This is a genomic window from Microbulbifer variabilis, from assembly GCF_023716485.1.
Classification (GTDB): domain Bacteria; phylum Pseudomonadota; class Gammaproteobacteria; order Pseudomonadales; family Cellvibrionaceae; genus Microbulbifer; species Microbulbifer variabilis_B.
This window is the reverse complement of record NZ_CP092418.1, coordinates 2,069,781-2,084,972: the sequence shown is the minus strand read 5'-3', so window position 1 is coordinate 2,084,972 and position 15,192 is coordinate 2,069,781. Positions and strand designations below refer to the sequence as shown.

Sequence of the window (15,192 nt, the reverse complement as noted above, 5' to 3'; positions counted from 1 at the left end):
ATGCTGAAGCCGGCATTTCCCGCTCTCGAAATATTTGCGCAGCTGCCTCCCGGAGGACTGCTGCTCACCCCCAACAACCGTCTGCGCAACCGCTGCCAACAGGTGTTTGCCGCGCAGCAGTCGCCCGGTGCCTGCTGGATGCCGCCGCCGGTGGAGTCCCTGCGCAGCTGGCTGGACAAGCTCTGGTTCCAGCTGCAACAGCGCAACTGGCAGCCCGCCTTGCAGCAGGTATTGAATCGTGAGCAACGGCAATTGCTCTGGCAGCGCGCCTTGGATGAATCCCTGGATCGTCAACTGCTCAACAGCCAGCAGTTGTGCCGGGATGCCGATAGCGCCCTGGCGCAGCTGCTCCAATGGCAGCTGATTTCCGATCTCTCGCAAATAGATGAAGCGCTAACTCCCTTACTGGAGCAGTTCGCACTCTCTATGCGCAGCGACGAACTGCCGCTGTGCGCCATGATCAAGGCCTTTGCCACTGAGCTTCAGGCCCACAGCGCCATCACCCCAGACCAGCGCGATCAATTGATCCTGCGCGCATTCCAGGAAGGCATTCTGGAACCCGTCGCGCAAATTGATACCGCCGGCTTTGCCCAGATTTCGCCCCTCGCCAATGCCCTGATTCACGCAGGTGCAACAACCGTCAATGAAAGGCCGGGACTTACCCAGCAGAGTGAATTATCCGTAGCCGCCTGTGCCGATTTGGATGAAGAACTCTACCAAGCAGCTCTTTGGGCCGGACAAAAGCTCGCCGAAAACCCCGGCCACAGCGTTGGCATAGTGGTTAATAATCTGGGCCAGTGCCGCGCCCAGGTGGAAGCGGTATTTTCCCGCGTGCTCGAACCCCAATACCTGGACCCGCAGCAACCGCACTACACACTCCCGTTTAACTTCTCCGCCGGCACGCCACTGGCACAGACACCGGTCGGCAGCGCCGCCTTACAATTGCTATCGCTGCTGCAAGACGAATGGGATTACCCTCAATTGCAAAATATCCTGTTCAGCCCCTTCTGGGGTGACGACAGTGAAACCTGGCTGCGCAGCGCCCTGTTCCGCCGCCTACAAAAACTGGAACTTCGCCGTATCGACGGCGCAACCCTGCGCTACTGGGCCGAGCGCACCGCAGAAGTCCTCCACTTGGAATCGCCGCAACTGCCCCGCCAGCTGGAACAAATGGCCGAACGCGCCCGGCGCTGGCAGCGAGCCCCCGCAGAAATTTGGGCCGCGCGCTTTTCCGAAACACTTACCGCATTAAATTGGCCCGGCAGCCGCAACCCGGACAGCCAGGAATACCAGCAGCTGATGCAATGGGAGTCCATCCTGGAAGAGTTCGCCGCACTCAGCGCCTGTGGTGGCAACCTCACCCTCACCCAGGCCCTGCAATTGCTGCGTCAGATTGCCAGCCGCACCCCCTTCCAAGCGGAAACCCGCGATGGCCCCTTACAAATTCTCGGGGTACTGGAAGCCGGCGGCCTCGCCTTCGATCACCTGCGCCTGGTCGGCTTCGGCCAACAGCAATGGCCACCGGCACCGGTACCCAATCCGCTGTTGCCGATTCAATGGCAAAAACACTGGAAGATGCCCCGCGCCAGCGCCGAGCGGGAATTGGAACTGGCCCGCGAACTCACCGCCGACCTGCAGAATGCCAGCGGCGATATCGTCGTGAGTTACACCTGTGAAGAAGACGGTGTGCAGCAGGGGCTGAGCAGCTTGTTTGAAAGCCCGCAACAAGCCCAGCACTTTGCCGAAGGCGCCCTGCACAATCACTACAGCCAACTGGCGCAAGCCTGCCAGCTGGAAAAAATCGAAGACAATAAGCTACCGCCACTCACCCCCGCCGAATGCGAACAAGTGCGCGGCGGTGCCTCGGTACTCAAGGCCCAGGCCCTGTCCCCGTTAAATGCACAATTGCGCTTTCGCCTCGGTGCCAGCAGTTTTACCCAACCGGATATCGGCCTCGGCCCTGCCGAGCGCGGTAATGTGGTGCACCAGGTGCTGGCGGAATTCTGGCAACAGTGCGGCACCCTCGCACAACTGCAAGCCATGGACGACGAGCAACGCCAAGCGCAAATTGAGCGCTCGGTGGAGCGCTCCCTCGGCAGTGTGCGCAAAAAATACAATCACCTGCCGATCGGATTTTGGGCCATGGAAAAGCAGCGCCTGGAGCGCCTGCTGCAACAATGGCTGTCCGTGGAACTGGACAGGCCCAATTTCTCCGTAGAAAAAGTGGAATGGGAACAAGCCGTGGAAATCGGCGGGCTGCACTTTAACCTGCGCCTGGACCGACTGGACCAACTCGCCAGCGGCGAGCAACTGGTGATCGATTACAAAACCGGAATTCCCAGTATTCGCGACTGGCTTACCCAGCGCATCCGCGAACCCCAGCTGCCGCTCTACGCCCTGTTCCAACCGGACGCCCACGCCATCGCCTTCGGCCAAGTACGCAACGGCGACTGCAAATGGAATGGCTGCGGAGACCTGGAGCACCCCATTACCGGCATTAAAGCCGTGGGCGATACCGAAAAAGAATCCCCCTACGGCACCTGGAGCAACCTGGTGGAGCACTGGCGCTACAGCCTGGAATCCCTCGCCACCGAATATCGCAGTGGTGTTGCCACCCTCGCCTTTGATCGCCCCTCCGACAACAACAGTGAACTCTGGCCCCTAAACCGCTGGCCGGAAAGGGAGCAAATAACCGAATGAACGAAGTCGTGACCACTCCCGCCCTGCGCCGCCCCATCGATGCCGACGCCCGCAGCCAAGCCCTGGATATCAGTCGCAGCTTTGCCGTGTCTGCCCCAGCGGGCTCCGGTAAAACCGGCCTGCTCACCCAGCGCGTATTAAAGTTGCTCGCCGCCTGCCAGCAACCGGAAGAAGTGCTGGCCATTACCTTCACCCGCAAAGCCGCCGGTGAAATGCGCGAGCGCCTGATCGACGCCCTGCACAGCGCCCGCGACCAAGCCAGGCCAGATAACCCCCACGATGCCATCACCTGGGATTTAGCCCGCGCCCTGCTGGAGCGGGATCGCGAACTGGAATGGGAACTGCTGCAAACTCCCCAGCGCCTGCGTATTCAAACCATCGACGGCCTCTGCCGCAGCCTCGCCAGCCAACTGCCGATCGAAAGCGGCCTGGGCGCACCGGGCGAACCCCTGGAGCGCACCCAAATTGCCTTCGAGTTAGCCGTGGTGAACCTGCTCAAACACCTCGATGGCGAAACCCCAGACGCAGACCTACAGCAACTACTGCTCCACCTGGACAACGACCTGAGCCAGCTCAATAAGCTACTGCGTATTTTGTTGGACAAACGCGAGCAATGGCTCGGCCCACTTTTGAGCGTTAACTTCGACGGCGCCCAGGACTATTTCCATTTTGTCATCGATGAACTGGTAGCGGAAAAGCTGCAAGACCTCACCACAGCCCTCGGCAGTTATGCCGGGGAACTGCTGGAGCTGGCCAGTTATGCCGGCAGCAATTTACAAAAGGAAAACCCCAGCCACGGCCTGTGCCTCTTCGCCGAACTGGACGATTTCCCAAGCACAGATAGCAGCGGCTTGCCCGCCTGGCTCTCCCTCGGCAGCCTGCTCCTCACCACCACCGGTGATCTGCGCAAAGGCGGCGGCATCAATAAAAAACTCGGCTTTGGCCTGCCGGATAAAAAAGATCCCGAGCGCCCCATCGCCGAAGAATACAAACAGCGCATGAAAGATCTGCTGGCAGAACTGGCCAGCAACGAACCGCTGCTCTCCGCACTGCGGGAAGTGGGCAAGCTCCCCAGCGGACTGCAACAGAGCCAATGGCAACTGCTGCAAGGGCTCGCCCAGGTACTGCCCAAGTTAGTCGCAGAATTAAAGCTGGTCTTCCAACAGCTTGGCGCCACCGACTATACCGAAGTGGCCCAGGCCGCACTGATCGCCCTGGGCGATAGCGATAACCCCACAGACCTGGCCCTGAAACTGGACCTGCAAACCCAGCATATTCTGGTGGACGAGTTCCAAGACACCTCCCACACCCAGCTACAACTACTGGAAAAACTCACTGCCGGCTGGCAGCAGGGAGACGGCCGCACCTTATTTATTGTCGGCGACGGCATGCAATCCTGTTACGGCTTCCGCAATGCCAACGTGGGTATTTTCCTGGATGCGCGCGAACGCGGTATCGGTGAAGTGCCCCTGGAAGCCCTCGACCTCCAGGTAAATTTCCGCTCCGAAAGTGCGGTGGTGAACTGGGTTAACGAGACTTTCCAAAGGGCCTTCCCGCAAGCGGACAATATCGGTCGCGGCGCCGTGCGCTATCTGCAATCCGAAGCGTTTAAAGGCTGCAAATGGGCCGAGCCCTCGGTCAATTTTTACGGCTGCATCGATGACGAAGACCGCAACCGCGAAGCCACCCAAGCGGTTGAACTAGTGCAGCAATTACAAGCGCAAGATCCAGAGAGCCGCATCGCCATTCTAGTGCGCAAGAAAAAACACCTGCAAAAAATTCTGCCGGCCCTAAGCGCCGCCAATATCGCCTTCCAGGCCCCAGAGCTGGCGCCGCTCGCCAGTAAAATGGTGGTGTTGGATTTACTCAGCCTCACCCGCGCCCTGCTCGACCCCAGCGACCGAATCAGCTGGCTGGCCGTACTCCGCGCCCCCTGGTGCGGACTGCAACTGCCAGACCTTTACACCCTAGCCAACTGGGGCAATGGGGATATCACCGTAACCGACACCAGCGCGCGCCCATTATTAATGGCCTTGCAGGAAGTGGACGATATCGCCCTGCTCAGCGATGAAGGGCGCACGCGGCTTGCCCAAGTGGCCCCCAAACTGCTGCACGCCTGGCAACAGCGCGGCCGCAAACCCCTGCGCACCTGGATTGAAGGCCTCTGGCTGGAACTGGGCGGCCCCGCCACCGTAGCGCAAAAATCTGATCTGAATAATGTGCAGGATTTTCTGCAATTATTAGAAGCCTTCGATGCCGGCGGAGCCATTACCGACTGGCAACAGTTCACCCTGGCCCTGGAACAGCTCTACGCCCGCCCCGCCCAAGATGCCAAAGTGCAGGTGATGACCATTCACAAATCCAAAGGGCTGGAGTTCGAACACGTACTGATCCCAGGCCTGGACCAAGGCGGCAAACCCGGCAGCGACCAACTGCTGCGCTGGAGCGAGTGGCTCAGCCGCGAAGGCGAAAGCCGCTTCCTGCTCGCCCCCAAAAATGCGCGCGGCGGCCGTGACCCGGTTTTTGAATACCTTAAGCACGACAACAGCGAACGCGAACGTCTGGAAGGCACGCGCCTGCTGTATGTAGGCTGCACCCGCGCCATCCGCTCTCTGCATCTTTTGGCCTGCATCAACCGGGATGAAAAAAAGGGCCACCTAAAAGCCCCCGGTAGCGCCGCCCTACTCGCCGGCATCTGGCCCAGTGTTTTGCACCATCAGGAAAGCGACTGGTGCCACTGGCTGGAAGCGGAAGAACCCCTGCTCAACCAGGAAGAAGCCAGCAGAGATCACGACTACTTACTGCGCCTACCCAACCAATGGCAACCCCAAGCCATGCCCCGGCAGGAATGGCTGGCCCAATACCGCATGCCTGACTACCAACCCAAAACTGAGGAAGAAGACAATATTCCCGAACTGGGCCAGGTAGCCCTGCGCTGGTTAAAACACGCCGGCACCGTAGCCCACGAAACCCTCGCCACCATTGCCGAGACCAATATCAACGACTGGACACCCAGCAAACTGGAAGCCCAACGCCCCCTATGGCAACTGCGCCTGAAACAATTAGGGCTATCCGCCACCAGCCTGGACCGCGCCGCCGAGAAAGTGGAGATCGCCGTACGCAACAGCCTCAACTGCCCCACCGGCCGTTGGCTATTGGATGGCTCACTAAGAGAATCCGCCTGCGAACTGGAACTCCACAGCGGCGGCCGACAGTTACGGCGCTCCATTGTGGACCGCACATTTATCGATTACGAAGGTACCCGCTGGATTGTCGATTACAAAACGGCTGAGCCCGGTGGTGAAGAAAGCCAGGAAGAGTTTATTGTGGCTCAGCTGGAGCAGTATCGGAATCAGTTAGAGAATTACCGCAAGCTCTTTTATGCGCGGGGGGAGCGGAATATTCGGTGTGCGCTGTATTTTCCGTTGATGCGGAGGTTGGTGGAGTTGGATTAGGGGGGACTTAATGGCGATGCTTAAATTTGCACTGTAAAGAAAATGTAACAGATTGAAGCTGATCAGCCTCCCTTATCCTAACCCTGAGATTATAGAATAAAGACATAAAACAATACTTGTAGCAAAAGCCACTGCCTTCAATCTATTTAACCATGCCGCCTAGCGATAAGCTGAAGCGGCATATTCGCCAAATACCGAAGTCTTATGAAACACTTGAGATTACCCCGAGCTGCTTGCATAGTTATGGTTATTGACAACTAGCCTAGCCAGACACCACCAACTTATTTGGGGAGAAAACTAATTCTGGCTCCTCAAGATCTAAACCTAGTTTAGGATTACCCATCATTTTATAGATCCGTAGGGCTGGCGCTCCATCGCCACTTTCGACCAAACTAAATTTTTCTCTTAAGTGTCTTAGTAAATTTTTACTAGCTGTAGTCAAAACAAGGCGCAGATTATTAATGGAATTAGCTTCGGAAACAATAACTCTTAAAGTATCAATCAGTGCGACCTTATTAAGGTCATCTAAATGAGCTAAAGGCTCATCTAAAACGAATGTACCTCCCAAGCTTCTAGCTCTGGCTAAAAAGATTGACAAGGCAAGATCTTGCCGCTGCCCCTGACTTAAAGCTTGCATCTTATCAAAAGCATTATCCTGACCATCAAATTTCGCAATCCACTTTAGGAACCCATCTTCAGTTGGCGCTGCAGAAATAGAGTCGATAAATCTGTTTCCTTGAGCACGCAGATACAATGAACTGATTGTTTCAGATAGCGGCTTAATTTCTCTGGAAACAAAGTCCTTCACCTCGGCTTGAATATCAGATATCTCATTTTCAACTATTGATCTAGCAACTTTTTGGTTAATCAATTCCGAACGCGCTTTTTCTGCTTCATTCAATTCCTTCCTGAAAATTATCACCTCTTTATCTTTCTTATTTTGTTCAGCAATTTTTTCGAAGCAATCTTTCACCTTTACAAGTAAAGCATTAGCTTCTAGCGTGACCCTTTCCTTCTCCTCAACCTCAGAAGCAATGACATCAATTGATTTTCTACTAACAACTTTTTCCCTGCATAGAACATTCCACCGCTGGGAAAAATTAGCTTGAGATCGGTGAATCTCATCATGCTGCAACTTTAAGGTTGAAAGCTCGCTTTCAGCTTTTTCTCTACACCCTTCTATTTTACTAAGTTCAACGGATAGTATGCTAAGCTCCCGCTTATTAATTTCTCTAGCCTTTTTCCTCGACCCCACAACATCATTAAGCAACTGAATAAAAGCTTCTATTGACTTATCCAGCCCCTCAATAGACAACGAGAAAGCCCTATTAGCAGTTACTGCTGACCATTGAGAAAGCAAAGATTCAACACGCAACAATATGTCCGATAAATCTTTGCCAGCTTTATATGCCTTATCAAGTACCTCAATCTCTATTTTTGAGTGCCGAATCGCTGTCTTACTGGAATCCCGAAGCTTTTCTAACTCTCTTAAAGCGTTTTCTTGATCAGCTAAAGCTTCTCGACTAACTCCCAAGCCCAAAAAAACAGGCTCCAATTCATTGCACCCCTCTAAAATTCGATCCTTCTTTTCTGACAAATCTCTATATTTTTTTAGGTAGTCGTTTTCAAGCTGAAGCTTTCTACTTACAATTTCTAATTCAACCGCTAGCTGAGATTCAGCTTGAGAGCGCTCCGAGAGCATCAAAAATTTTCTTTCAATACGTAATTTAAGGTCTGAGTTACTTTTATATTCATGTTCGCATAGGGGGCACTCTCGAATATTAGCATGTTCCTCAATATATTCCTTACCTAATGAAAGCATCAGTCCTAGTTCGCTCAGCGCTTGCTCTCTAGAACCCCTTAACAATTCTAATTTTTTCCTTACCTGCGCAAATTCATTAGATAACTTCTGTCTTTCACCCTCCTTGAAGAGACGTTTTTGTAAGTCCTGCATCTCAACTTCTAAATCATATATTTCTGTCTTCCTTTCAAACCACGAAGGATATTCGCTCAAACACTTTAAAATACGATTATGAGTATCTTCTAACTGTTTATGCTTTCTATCAGCAGAACTCGTCAAATAAAAGAGCTTTTCTAACCCACCCTCTTCCCTCAGTAAATTGATTTCTGATTTTCCAAACACTTCAAATAACACATGAAACAATTTTAAATCATCGCCCAATTGGCTTATAGATTCAGAAGCCTGGCCTATCAGCTGATCATCTTTTCTACAGCTTGATTCAAATTCCTTTATCCTAGCTCTAATCTGTGAAGCCTTACTTGTATATCCATCAAGCTCATCTCTCTTAAATTGAACTCGTTTTTCAGCCCCTTGTATTTTTGAAAAACTTTCCTCATAAATACCTAGCTCCTTTTGGAAATACTCTACCTCTGAATATTCTTGAGCAACCTTGCTTTGGGATTCGGTAAGTGAAACTTCAAGCTCGTCATGCAAATCATATATATCATGGGCATTTAAAATAATCTCCTTGACATCTAAAGAACTCGCAACGGCCTCAAGTAAACTCCGAGCATGTTTGTAATAGAAATCATTTTTTATAGAGGCATAATTATCAATCAACCTCCTATACTCATCAATTTTCCCTTCTAATCTACTTATCTCACGTTCTAAAGTACTTTCAGCAGGAAGCTTCCTTAGCACCCTATCTAAATTGCTTTCAGACTTTTGATACTCAGATACCCCAAAAAGATTTGAAAAAATTAGTTTCCGTGTATCATTAGAATCGTCATCGCTATCAATCAATAAACTAAGAGATTCACTTTCTAGGAATCGTGTTGAACGTAGCCAATCAATTTTTGCACGACTAGGATTGCTCCCAGGAGGAAGGGTTCTTACGATTTGACTAAGCAAATCTTGATCTGAAATTTTCTTGTAATTTAGTGGATCATCCTTTTTATAGAGCTGGCTTGCTGAATCTTCTAAAACCCTCCTCCAAACCAGCGACTGCTGATTATATGGTACAATCGCCTCAGCAAACGTCTCGAGTTGCTCATCGCCAAACCGGCATCTTATGTCATGAAGCTCCAATGAGCTTAAACGCTTTATATGACCGCATAAAAGCCACTCTAGAGCATCACAAATACTCGTTTTCCCGGTTCCATTAGGAGCATATATAACTGTCAATGGAGCGGATAAATCTAGCGAGATTTTTTCAGAAATGCCCCTAAATTTTTGAATCTGTAGCTTATCTATCAGCATCTCTTAGTACTCCATTTTTAATTGAATCCATCAGTCGATCGAGATTTCCCTGTTTTTTATACTCAAGGAGCAATTTCTCTGCATTTGTGCTTAATGAGAATGATGACATTGGTTGAGATACACTACTTAGGGGCTTAGGCAATGAAAGAACAGTTACGTATTGTGCTCGCTCTAAACCAGAACCATCAGATGATGGCCACAATACATGCTTTCTGCATACCTTAGTATCTTGCTCTAGTTCTTGGATTACTTCCCGTATATCACTATTCGGCTCCTTGCTCAGAATTATTAAAAGATAACCATCAACAATAAGTCCTCTCTGACTTTCTAGACTTGATAAGATACTTCTAACGAAGTTATGCATATCCTCTTTCATAGACTGAAGAGAGACTTCAATGTTATTTACAGAATCGGGAAGGATACAGCAAGCAGCCAGAGCGTATTTATTATGCATAACAAACACACCCTTATTTAGATCTGACATGGGCCAATCTTGAAAGCCGGACTCAGAAAGAAGCTTGTGCACATCTAGAAATACAGCATCTTGATTTATCATCATTATGGTAACGCTACCTCTTCTTCGAGCTTTTCTTTGAGTTGTGCAGTCGTCTCAGCAGAGAACAATATGTCGTCAATTTTTCCCTGATTTTTCCAATAAACTACTCTATCGCTTACTTCACAAATATCCTTATCCTCTTGAGTAATTTCTACTTGAGTTTTTGAAAATGCGGCACTCGATATATCCGAAAGTCTATCACTCCTAATTCTGCCGTCTTCCGGCAAAGATCCTATATTTTTTCCGCGACAAATAATTGTCAATGGACGAGCGCTCCCACCCTCTTTTACAACCTCCTCCTTAACTTTATTATACAACTGACCAGCAGAGTGCTGCCTAGAATCCCAAATAAGAAATTCATGCCCTCTGTCTTTAGATAACAAATGTCCATATTCCACTCTCAACTCATGAGGCAAGACAGGCAGAAGAGATGCATCTATTGCCATTTGAAGCAACTTAATAACAGGAATGGCACTCGCTAGATTATCTGCATCTTTATAAACATCATCAGGACAATAAAAAGGGGATTTAAGTGTACCCATTAAACACTTTTGAAAAATTTCACTAGCAATCTTTCTGGTACTAGAGCTGGATTGAGGATATAGCGCATCCCTCAGTTCATTAATTTGAGCATTTGTAGCTTCCCTATTTTTATCATTCACGCCTTCATAATCTTGAAGCATTTTCCCTTTAATTCTCTCCAGAAATCTATACAGTTCATCGGCTTCATACAGCCCATCACTAGCCTCAAGTTTTTGGTTACGCCATATATATTGCTCACATTCTGAAAATACATGGAGCCCTTCAGAAGAAGTATTTGTCCACTTGAGTTTCCCTAAGGCTGCGCCAGGTATAGTATTTCTTACAACCAAGCCACAAAATTTTGTATCATCGACATATCTCAAGTTAGGGAGCGCATTTTTAGGCCGCTTGCCCCCCTGCCTGTGTTGAAAAACACCAGATAAACAACGCCATTTATCATCTTCTTCATCTATAACAGGGGTACGGTTCATGCAATTACTCAGCATCAGGCGACCATCAGCATCGGATGCCTTAATTTTTTCTAGAAAGTCGCCTATTGCTGCTTTCCAGTGCCCGCTAGATGACTTTTCGTTTAGTAATGATCCAGTAATCAAAAGCCTTTTATTTGAAACTCCAGGACCTTTTATGGAGCTAATTACTCTTTCCCTTGGACTTCCTTCTTCAGTGCAAATAAGATCAGCACAAATTAGCGGAAAAATTACGACATCATTACCTTCCAGCCTTAAAATATTATTACCCTGCTTTAACTTTGGGACTGAAATTTCAGTGGATTGCTCGAAAAAATTTTTTAAGAAAATATAGCTCTTTACACTATCCCCACTTTTTACCCAGACCCACCCCCCATTATATTTCTTATCATTTAAAGGCTTCGAATCCCAAATACCCTCAACACCTTCATTCATTTCAATGTCGATTAAGGAAGATCCTGAACTAAATCCAAAACCGCAAATAAAAATTAAGTTGCATTCATATTTTTTTATCAGATCATCTATAACGCTGAAGTCCGGAGAACCAAAAGCCAGTTCTGGAGCTAAAACAATCGCAGGGTGACCTGCCACCTCTTCAGAAAGTACTCCTTGACCAGCACAACCAGGCTTGAGCAAATCTTTAACAATTTCAATATTTTCTGTTCTACTCTTATCATTGGAAAACTCATCCTTACTAGGGCACTGTAACTTAAGGATGCAAGCTTCAATATGACCATTAACAGTCCAATTCCCGCCAATATCTTTTTGTATCCATCCAGACATTTAACCATCCAACTATTTATTCTCACTAAAGACAGAACTGAGATGTCCTGCACATTGATTTCAATAACAAAAACTGTGCATTGCAACGGGAGCAATCCTAGATACCGACCAATTAAAGTATAACCCGCCAACCCTATCGACTAAAGCGTTAACCAGCACCAAATACAGGAGCACAATGAGCATTCAAGGAAACCAGCTTTTCGGCACAAAATCTTAGAGAAATATAGGCGCGTAAATTTTCTTATTGGAATATATTAAGTTTTATTCAGTGTCACAGCTGAGTAGAATTGATAGATATCAATCGGTATGGCGGGTTGCGATCAAGCAAATTTCTACGGTCGCTGTCCTCTAGCAAAGATCCCAAAATTTCTGAAGCATCCACACTATCAATAAGAGAGCCGAAACGTGAAGTAAGAATAGAGAAAAGGCGCTGACCCAAGGTGCTGCAACACCAGGGGCCAGCTAACCAAATTGATAAGGACACTATCAAGATGGCTGTATGCATACTACGCTAGAAACCCGCTCGTCTTCAATAAAGTGGAGCACAATCAGCAGCTTGGAGCGATTCCCCAAGCTCTGGGAGCCTAGCGCCCGCCTTTTCCTATTCTGCGCCCACCGCCCCCGCGCCCCACCCCACTCTTCCATCAAGCATCACTTATCAAGCTTCCCCACAAAGGAATGCCCACTCACAGCTTGAGTATCGCTAGGAAACAAACATGTTGATCCTAAAGCGCCGAACAGGCGAAAACCTCAGAATTGGAATGAATGTCTCGATCACAGTGTTAGAAGTGAAGGGAAATCAAGTAAAGATAGGTATCCGCGCCCCTAAATCCCTCCCCGTCCATCGTGAAGAGATCTATGTGCGTATTAAAAGAGAACACAAAGTAGGCAATTGAAGGTGTTGAAGAATGGCTCTCCAAGGAAGGAGGCTCCACCTCAATAAAGACGCTATTAATAGCTAGTTATCTTCGAGGTATAGGGCAGTGAACTTATACAGCCCTCTTCACAACTACAAAAAGACATCTCTCCACAGAAAGGTAAAAGTCAACACAAATTGGATCGAACAAGCAGTATAACTAGCTCGCAGAAGACTGAGGTCATTTTTCAACCTATTCTTCTTCATCACTACGATCTATTAGGTTTTCCGGTGAGCCCAAAGTGCTATCTTTTTCAAGCTCTTCCTTAATATCTTCAGGAAGTGGCTTGAACAACTCTTTTGCCCTCTCTTCGGCTTTCTTTTTTGCCTGTTCGTATCTTTCTTTATCGTTCATAAGTCTCTTACCAGATAATGTGGATTGCCTTTCTTTGAACCAACCAATTTAAACCCACCATGAGACATATAGTACTTTATGAGCTTGTCATTCATAGGCTCCATGATGCGAATTTTCTTTGCACCAATTAGATCCCCATAAATTTCATACGCCAATAGAGAAATACTGAACATTTCACCGGCGTATGGACAATTCTTAGGGGCTCTCTCTATAAAATCTAAACGCATTTCGGTGCCCTTGAATGTAGGGCGACCAAGGGACATTGAACATAAAGTATTTCCTAACCAAACTGACATATCGAATGACTTCGGATAGAAAATCTTATAGCTCCGGGAAAATTCCCAATCCCATGAAACCTTTCGTTCAGCGGTATCCTTCCAAGCCTGGAAAGCATTTAAGGTTTTGTGATCTATACCTTCAACATTTAGAACGCCCTTCAGGTTTCCGGGCAGGCTTTCTTTTGCTATATCTCTTGCTTGCGTTCGAAATACATCATACCGTTCTAACGTTTCCTTATGTGACGGTTGCATTTCTTCTCCTTGAATCTGCCTGTTGAGATCCGCCTTTAGCCCTCACTGAAGGCAGTATTTTCCCGGTTCATTGCGGTCCGACCAATCATGGACATTAATAAGTGAAAGCCTGATATGGATGGGTAATGATAACGCGAATGACCATTTGAGCCTAGCGCCCGCCTTTTCCTATTCTGCACCCACCGCCCCCGCGCTCCACTCTACTCTACTCTACTCTACTCTACTCTACTCTACTCTACTCTTTCACCAAGCATCACTTACCAAGCTTCCCCACCAAGGAATACCCACCCACATCTTGAGTATCGGTAGGAGAAAACATGTTGACCCTAAAGCGCCGAACAGGCGAGAACCTAAGAATTGGTACGAATGTCTCGATCACAGTGTTGGAAGTGAAGGGAAATCAAGTAAAGATAGGCATCCGCGCCCCCAAATCCCTTCCCGCCCATCGTGAAGAGATCTATATGCGTATAAAAAATGAACAAAAACTAGGCAATGGAAGGCGTTGAGGAAAGCTTCTCCATGGAAGGAGATCAACCTGAACTCTACTTTCTTTAGAGGCTGCGCCCTGCCAAAACTACGACATATTAATCCATGATTATCGTACTAACGCTGACTAAACGGCAAGCTCAGATCACGAAGAGGCAATCCAACAGAGACTCCGAAGCTACCAGAAAGAGTTTAGCCAAATTGCTATATTTCTATTCACGCCGGAGCCTGTCAACGCTTTCATACATCTTTGCAACTAACACTTTCTTATTTATGCCATAGTGGAACTCTCTATGACAGTTCGGGCATAGTGCCACCGCATTAGTTATAGTGTCTGAGCCATTGTCAGCTAATCGACGCAGATGATGGACCTCAAGAAACGGCTCCCCTTCAGTAGTAATGAAAGGAGCATCAGATCCGCAACATTCACATTGACCAGAAGCCTCTTTTAAAACCCATGCCTTTACCTTTGGGTCCCTAACATAACTCGTAATTTCGGAATATGTTTTGTTTGGCTCCTTAATTCCCTCTGGTTTAACTAACGAATTCTTCGACTTATAGGCTAGAACCTGACTTTCAAACTCTGCAACTTTTGGAAATTTTTGCTCTTCAACTTCTGAAATTTAGCGCTCAATTGTTGAAGCTGTATTCGATCCGACATTCTTTGCAGGTTTTAAACCTGAAATCCAATCCCGCCCCATAATCGAGAAGACATAAGAAATGTTCTGCATTCGATATTCATATGACTTTTCTGTTCTACCAAATCGACTAGATAGATCAGCGTAGATGTCCCTCTTTACAAAAGATATTCCATTAGCCTCTTTGGCATGCATGTCAAGATAAGCTTCTACTGCTGCTTTTAATTCTTCATCTGTCCAGTTTTCGCTCAATGTAAATCCTATATGTAGAGTGCAACCCCTTCCAAAGGGTCGCCTAAGCGATAGCATAGGCGCACCGTGAAGCCCGTATGTTATCAATCGTAATGACTCGAGCATCTTATCAGTTTTTATCAATAGCAATATAGGAAAGTAAGCTAGGCATCCACGCCCTATATCTCTTCCTATCAACCGAAAAGAGATCTACGTGCGTATCAAAAAAGAACAAGAAGCAGACTGTAGAAGAGATTGAGAACAAATTCTCTACGGAGAGAGATTACGTATCGAGCCTCCATTACTGTAGGG

11 protein-coding genes are annotated in these 15,192 nt (G+C 48.1%); 4 read left to right on the top strand and 7 right to left on the bottom strand.

The features are described 5' to 3' along the window. Positions 1 to 2,700 carry a PD-(D/E)XK nuclease family protein gene (locus tag MJO52_RS09350; protein WP_252085668.1) on the top strand — a complete coding sequence of 900 codons (2,700 nt, stop codon included), beginning with the start codon at positions 1 to 3 and terminating at the stop codon, positions 2,698 to 2,700. Next, positions 2,697 to 6,155, top strand: coding sequence for a UvrD-helicase domain-containing protein (locus MJO52_RS09345; protein WP_252085667.1), 3,459 nt, complete (start codon positions 2,697 to 2,699; stop codon positions 6,153 to 6,155). The genes MJO52_RS09350 and MJO52_RS09345 overlap by 4 nt, the downstream gene beginning before the upstream one ends. Before the next feature lie 262 nt (positions 6,156 to 6,417). Here the strand turns inward: MJO52_RS09345 and MJO52_RS09340 are convergent, their stop codons facing one another. From MJO52_RS09340 to MJO52_RS09330, 3 genes are all read right to left on the bottom strand, one after another. Continuing rightward, positions 6,418 to 9,375, bottom strand: coding sequence for an AAA family ATPase (locus tag MJO52_RS09340; RefSeq protein WP_252085666.1), 2,958 nt, complete (start codon positions 9,373 to 9,375; stop codon positions 6,418 to 6,420). Beyond that, entirely contained in the window at positions 9,362 to 9,859 is a 498-nt protein-coding gene (locus MJO52_RS09335) for an ABC-three component system middle component 1 (protein ID WP_252085665.1), read from the bottom strand. Before MJO52_RS09335 ends, MJO52_RS09340 begins: the two co-directional genes overlap by 14 nt. A gap of 74 nt (positions 9,860 to 9,933) precedes the next feature. Beyond that, positions 9,934 to 11,724, bottom strand: a complete 1,791-nt coding sequence (locus MJO52_RS09330; RefSeq protein ID WP_252085664.1) for an ABC-three component system protein — start codon at positions 11,722 to 11,724, stop codon at positions 9,934 to 9,936. A 716-nt stretch (positions 11,725 to 12,440) separates the two neighbouring features. Here MJO52_RS09330 and csrA (MJO52_RS09325) point away from each other — a divergent pair. Further along, a complete protein-coding gene (gene csrA / locus MJO52_RS09325; protein ID WP_252085663.1) occupies positions 12,441 to 12,620 on the top strand; it encodes a carbon storage regulator CsrA in 180 nt (59 codons plus the stop codon). Between the two features lie 213 nt (positions 12,621 to 12,833). On the opposite strand, the gene MJO52_RS09320 is transcribed toward csrA (MJO52_RS09325), so the two are convergent. Then, positions 12,834 to 12,995, bottom strand: coding sequence for a hypothetical protein (locus MJO52_RS09320; RefSeq protein WP_157954055.1), 162 nt, complete (start codon positions 12,993 to 12,995; stop codon positions 12,834 to 12,836). Next, a complete protein-coding gene (locus MJO52_RS09315; RefSeq protein ID WP_252085662.1) occupies positions 12,992 to 13,525 on the bottom strand; it encodes a hypothetical protein in 534 nt (177 codons plus the stop codon). Before MJO52_RS09315 ends, MJO52_RS09320 begins: the two co-directional genes overlap by 4 nt. 317 nt (positions 13,526 to 13,842) lie before the next feature. Between MJO52_RS09315 and csrA (MJO52_RS09310) the strand changes: the two genes are divergently transcribed. Further along, positions 13,843 to 14,031 carry a carbon storage regulator CsrA gene (gene csrA / locus MJO52_RS09310; RefSeq protein ID WP_252085661.1) on the top strand — a complete coding sequence of 63 codons (189 nt, stop codon included), beginning with the start codon at positions 13,843 to 13,845 and terminating at the stop codon, positions 14,029 to 14,031. 192 nt (positions 14,032 to 14,223) lie between these two features. Here csrA (MJO52_RS09310) and MJO52_RS21420 read toward each other — a convergent pair whose 3' ends face one another. Beyond that, positions 14,224 to 14,505, bottom strand: coding sequence for an HNH endonuclease (locus MJO52_RS21420; protein ID WP_353505486.1), 282 nt, complete (start codon positions 14,503 to 14,505; stop codon positions 14,224 to 14,226). 129 nt (positions 14,506 to 14,634) lie between these two features. Continuing rightward, positions 14,635 to 14,901: a hypothetical protein gene (locus MJO52_RS09305; RefSeq protein WP_252085660.1), complete on the bottom strand. Its 267-nt coding sequence runs from the start codon at positions 14,899 to 14,901 to the stop codon at positions 14,635 to 14,637. Positions 14,902 to 15,192: the final 291 nt, after the last annotated feature.

What these genes read in the sequence shown, in the direction of transcription:
- MJO52_RS09350 (WP_252085668.1), top strand. Translation starts at nt 1, where the DNA reads ATGCTGAAGCCGGCATTTCCCGCTCTCGAAATATTTGCGCAGCTGCCT.
- MJO52_RS09345 (WP_252085667.1), top strand. Translation starts at nt 2,697, where the DNA reads ATGAACGAAGTCGTGACCACTCCCGCCCTGCGCCGCCCCATCGATGCC.
- MJO52_RS09340 (WP_252085666.1), bottom strand. Translation starts at nt 9,375, where the DNA reads ATGCTGATAGATAAGCTACAGATTCAAAAATTTAGGGGCATTTCTGAA.
- MJO52_RS09335 (WP_252085665.1), bottom strand. Translation starts at nt 9,859, where the DNA reads ATGTCAGATCTAAATAAGGGTGTGTTTGTTATGCATAATAAATACGCT.
- MJO52_RS09330 (WP_252085664.1), bottom strand. Translation starts at nt 11,724, where the DNA reads ATGTCTGGATGGATACAAAAAGATATTGGCGGGAATTGGACTGTTAAT.
- csrA (WP_252085663.1), top strand. Translation starts at nt 12,441, where the DNA reads ATGTTGATCCTAAAGCGCCGAACAGGCGAAAACCTCAGAATTGGAATG.
- MJO52_RS09320 (WP_157954055.1), bottom strand. Translation starts at nt 12,995, where the DNA reads ATGAACGATAAAGAAAGATACGAACAGGCAAAAAAGAAAGCCGAAGAG.
- MJO52_RS09315 (WP_252085662.1), bottom strand. Translation starts at nt 13,525, where the DNA reads ATGCAACCGTCACATAAGGAAACGTTAGAACGGTATGATGTATTTCGA.
- csrA (WP_252085661.1), top strand. Translation starts at nt 13,843, where the DNA reads ATGTTGACCCTAAAGCGCCGAACAGGCGAGAACCTAAGAATTGGTACG.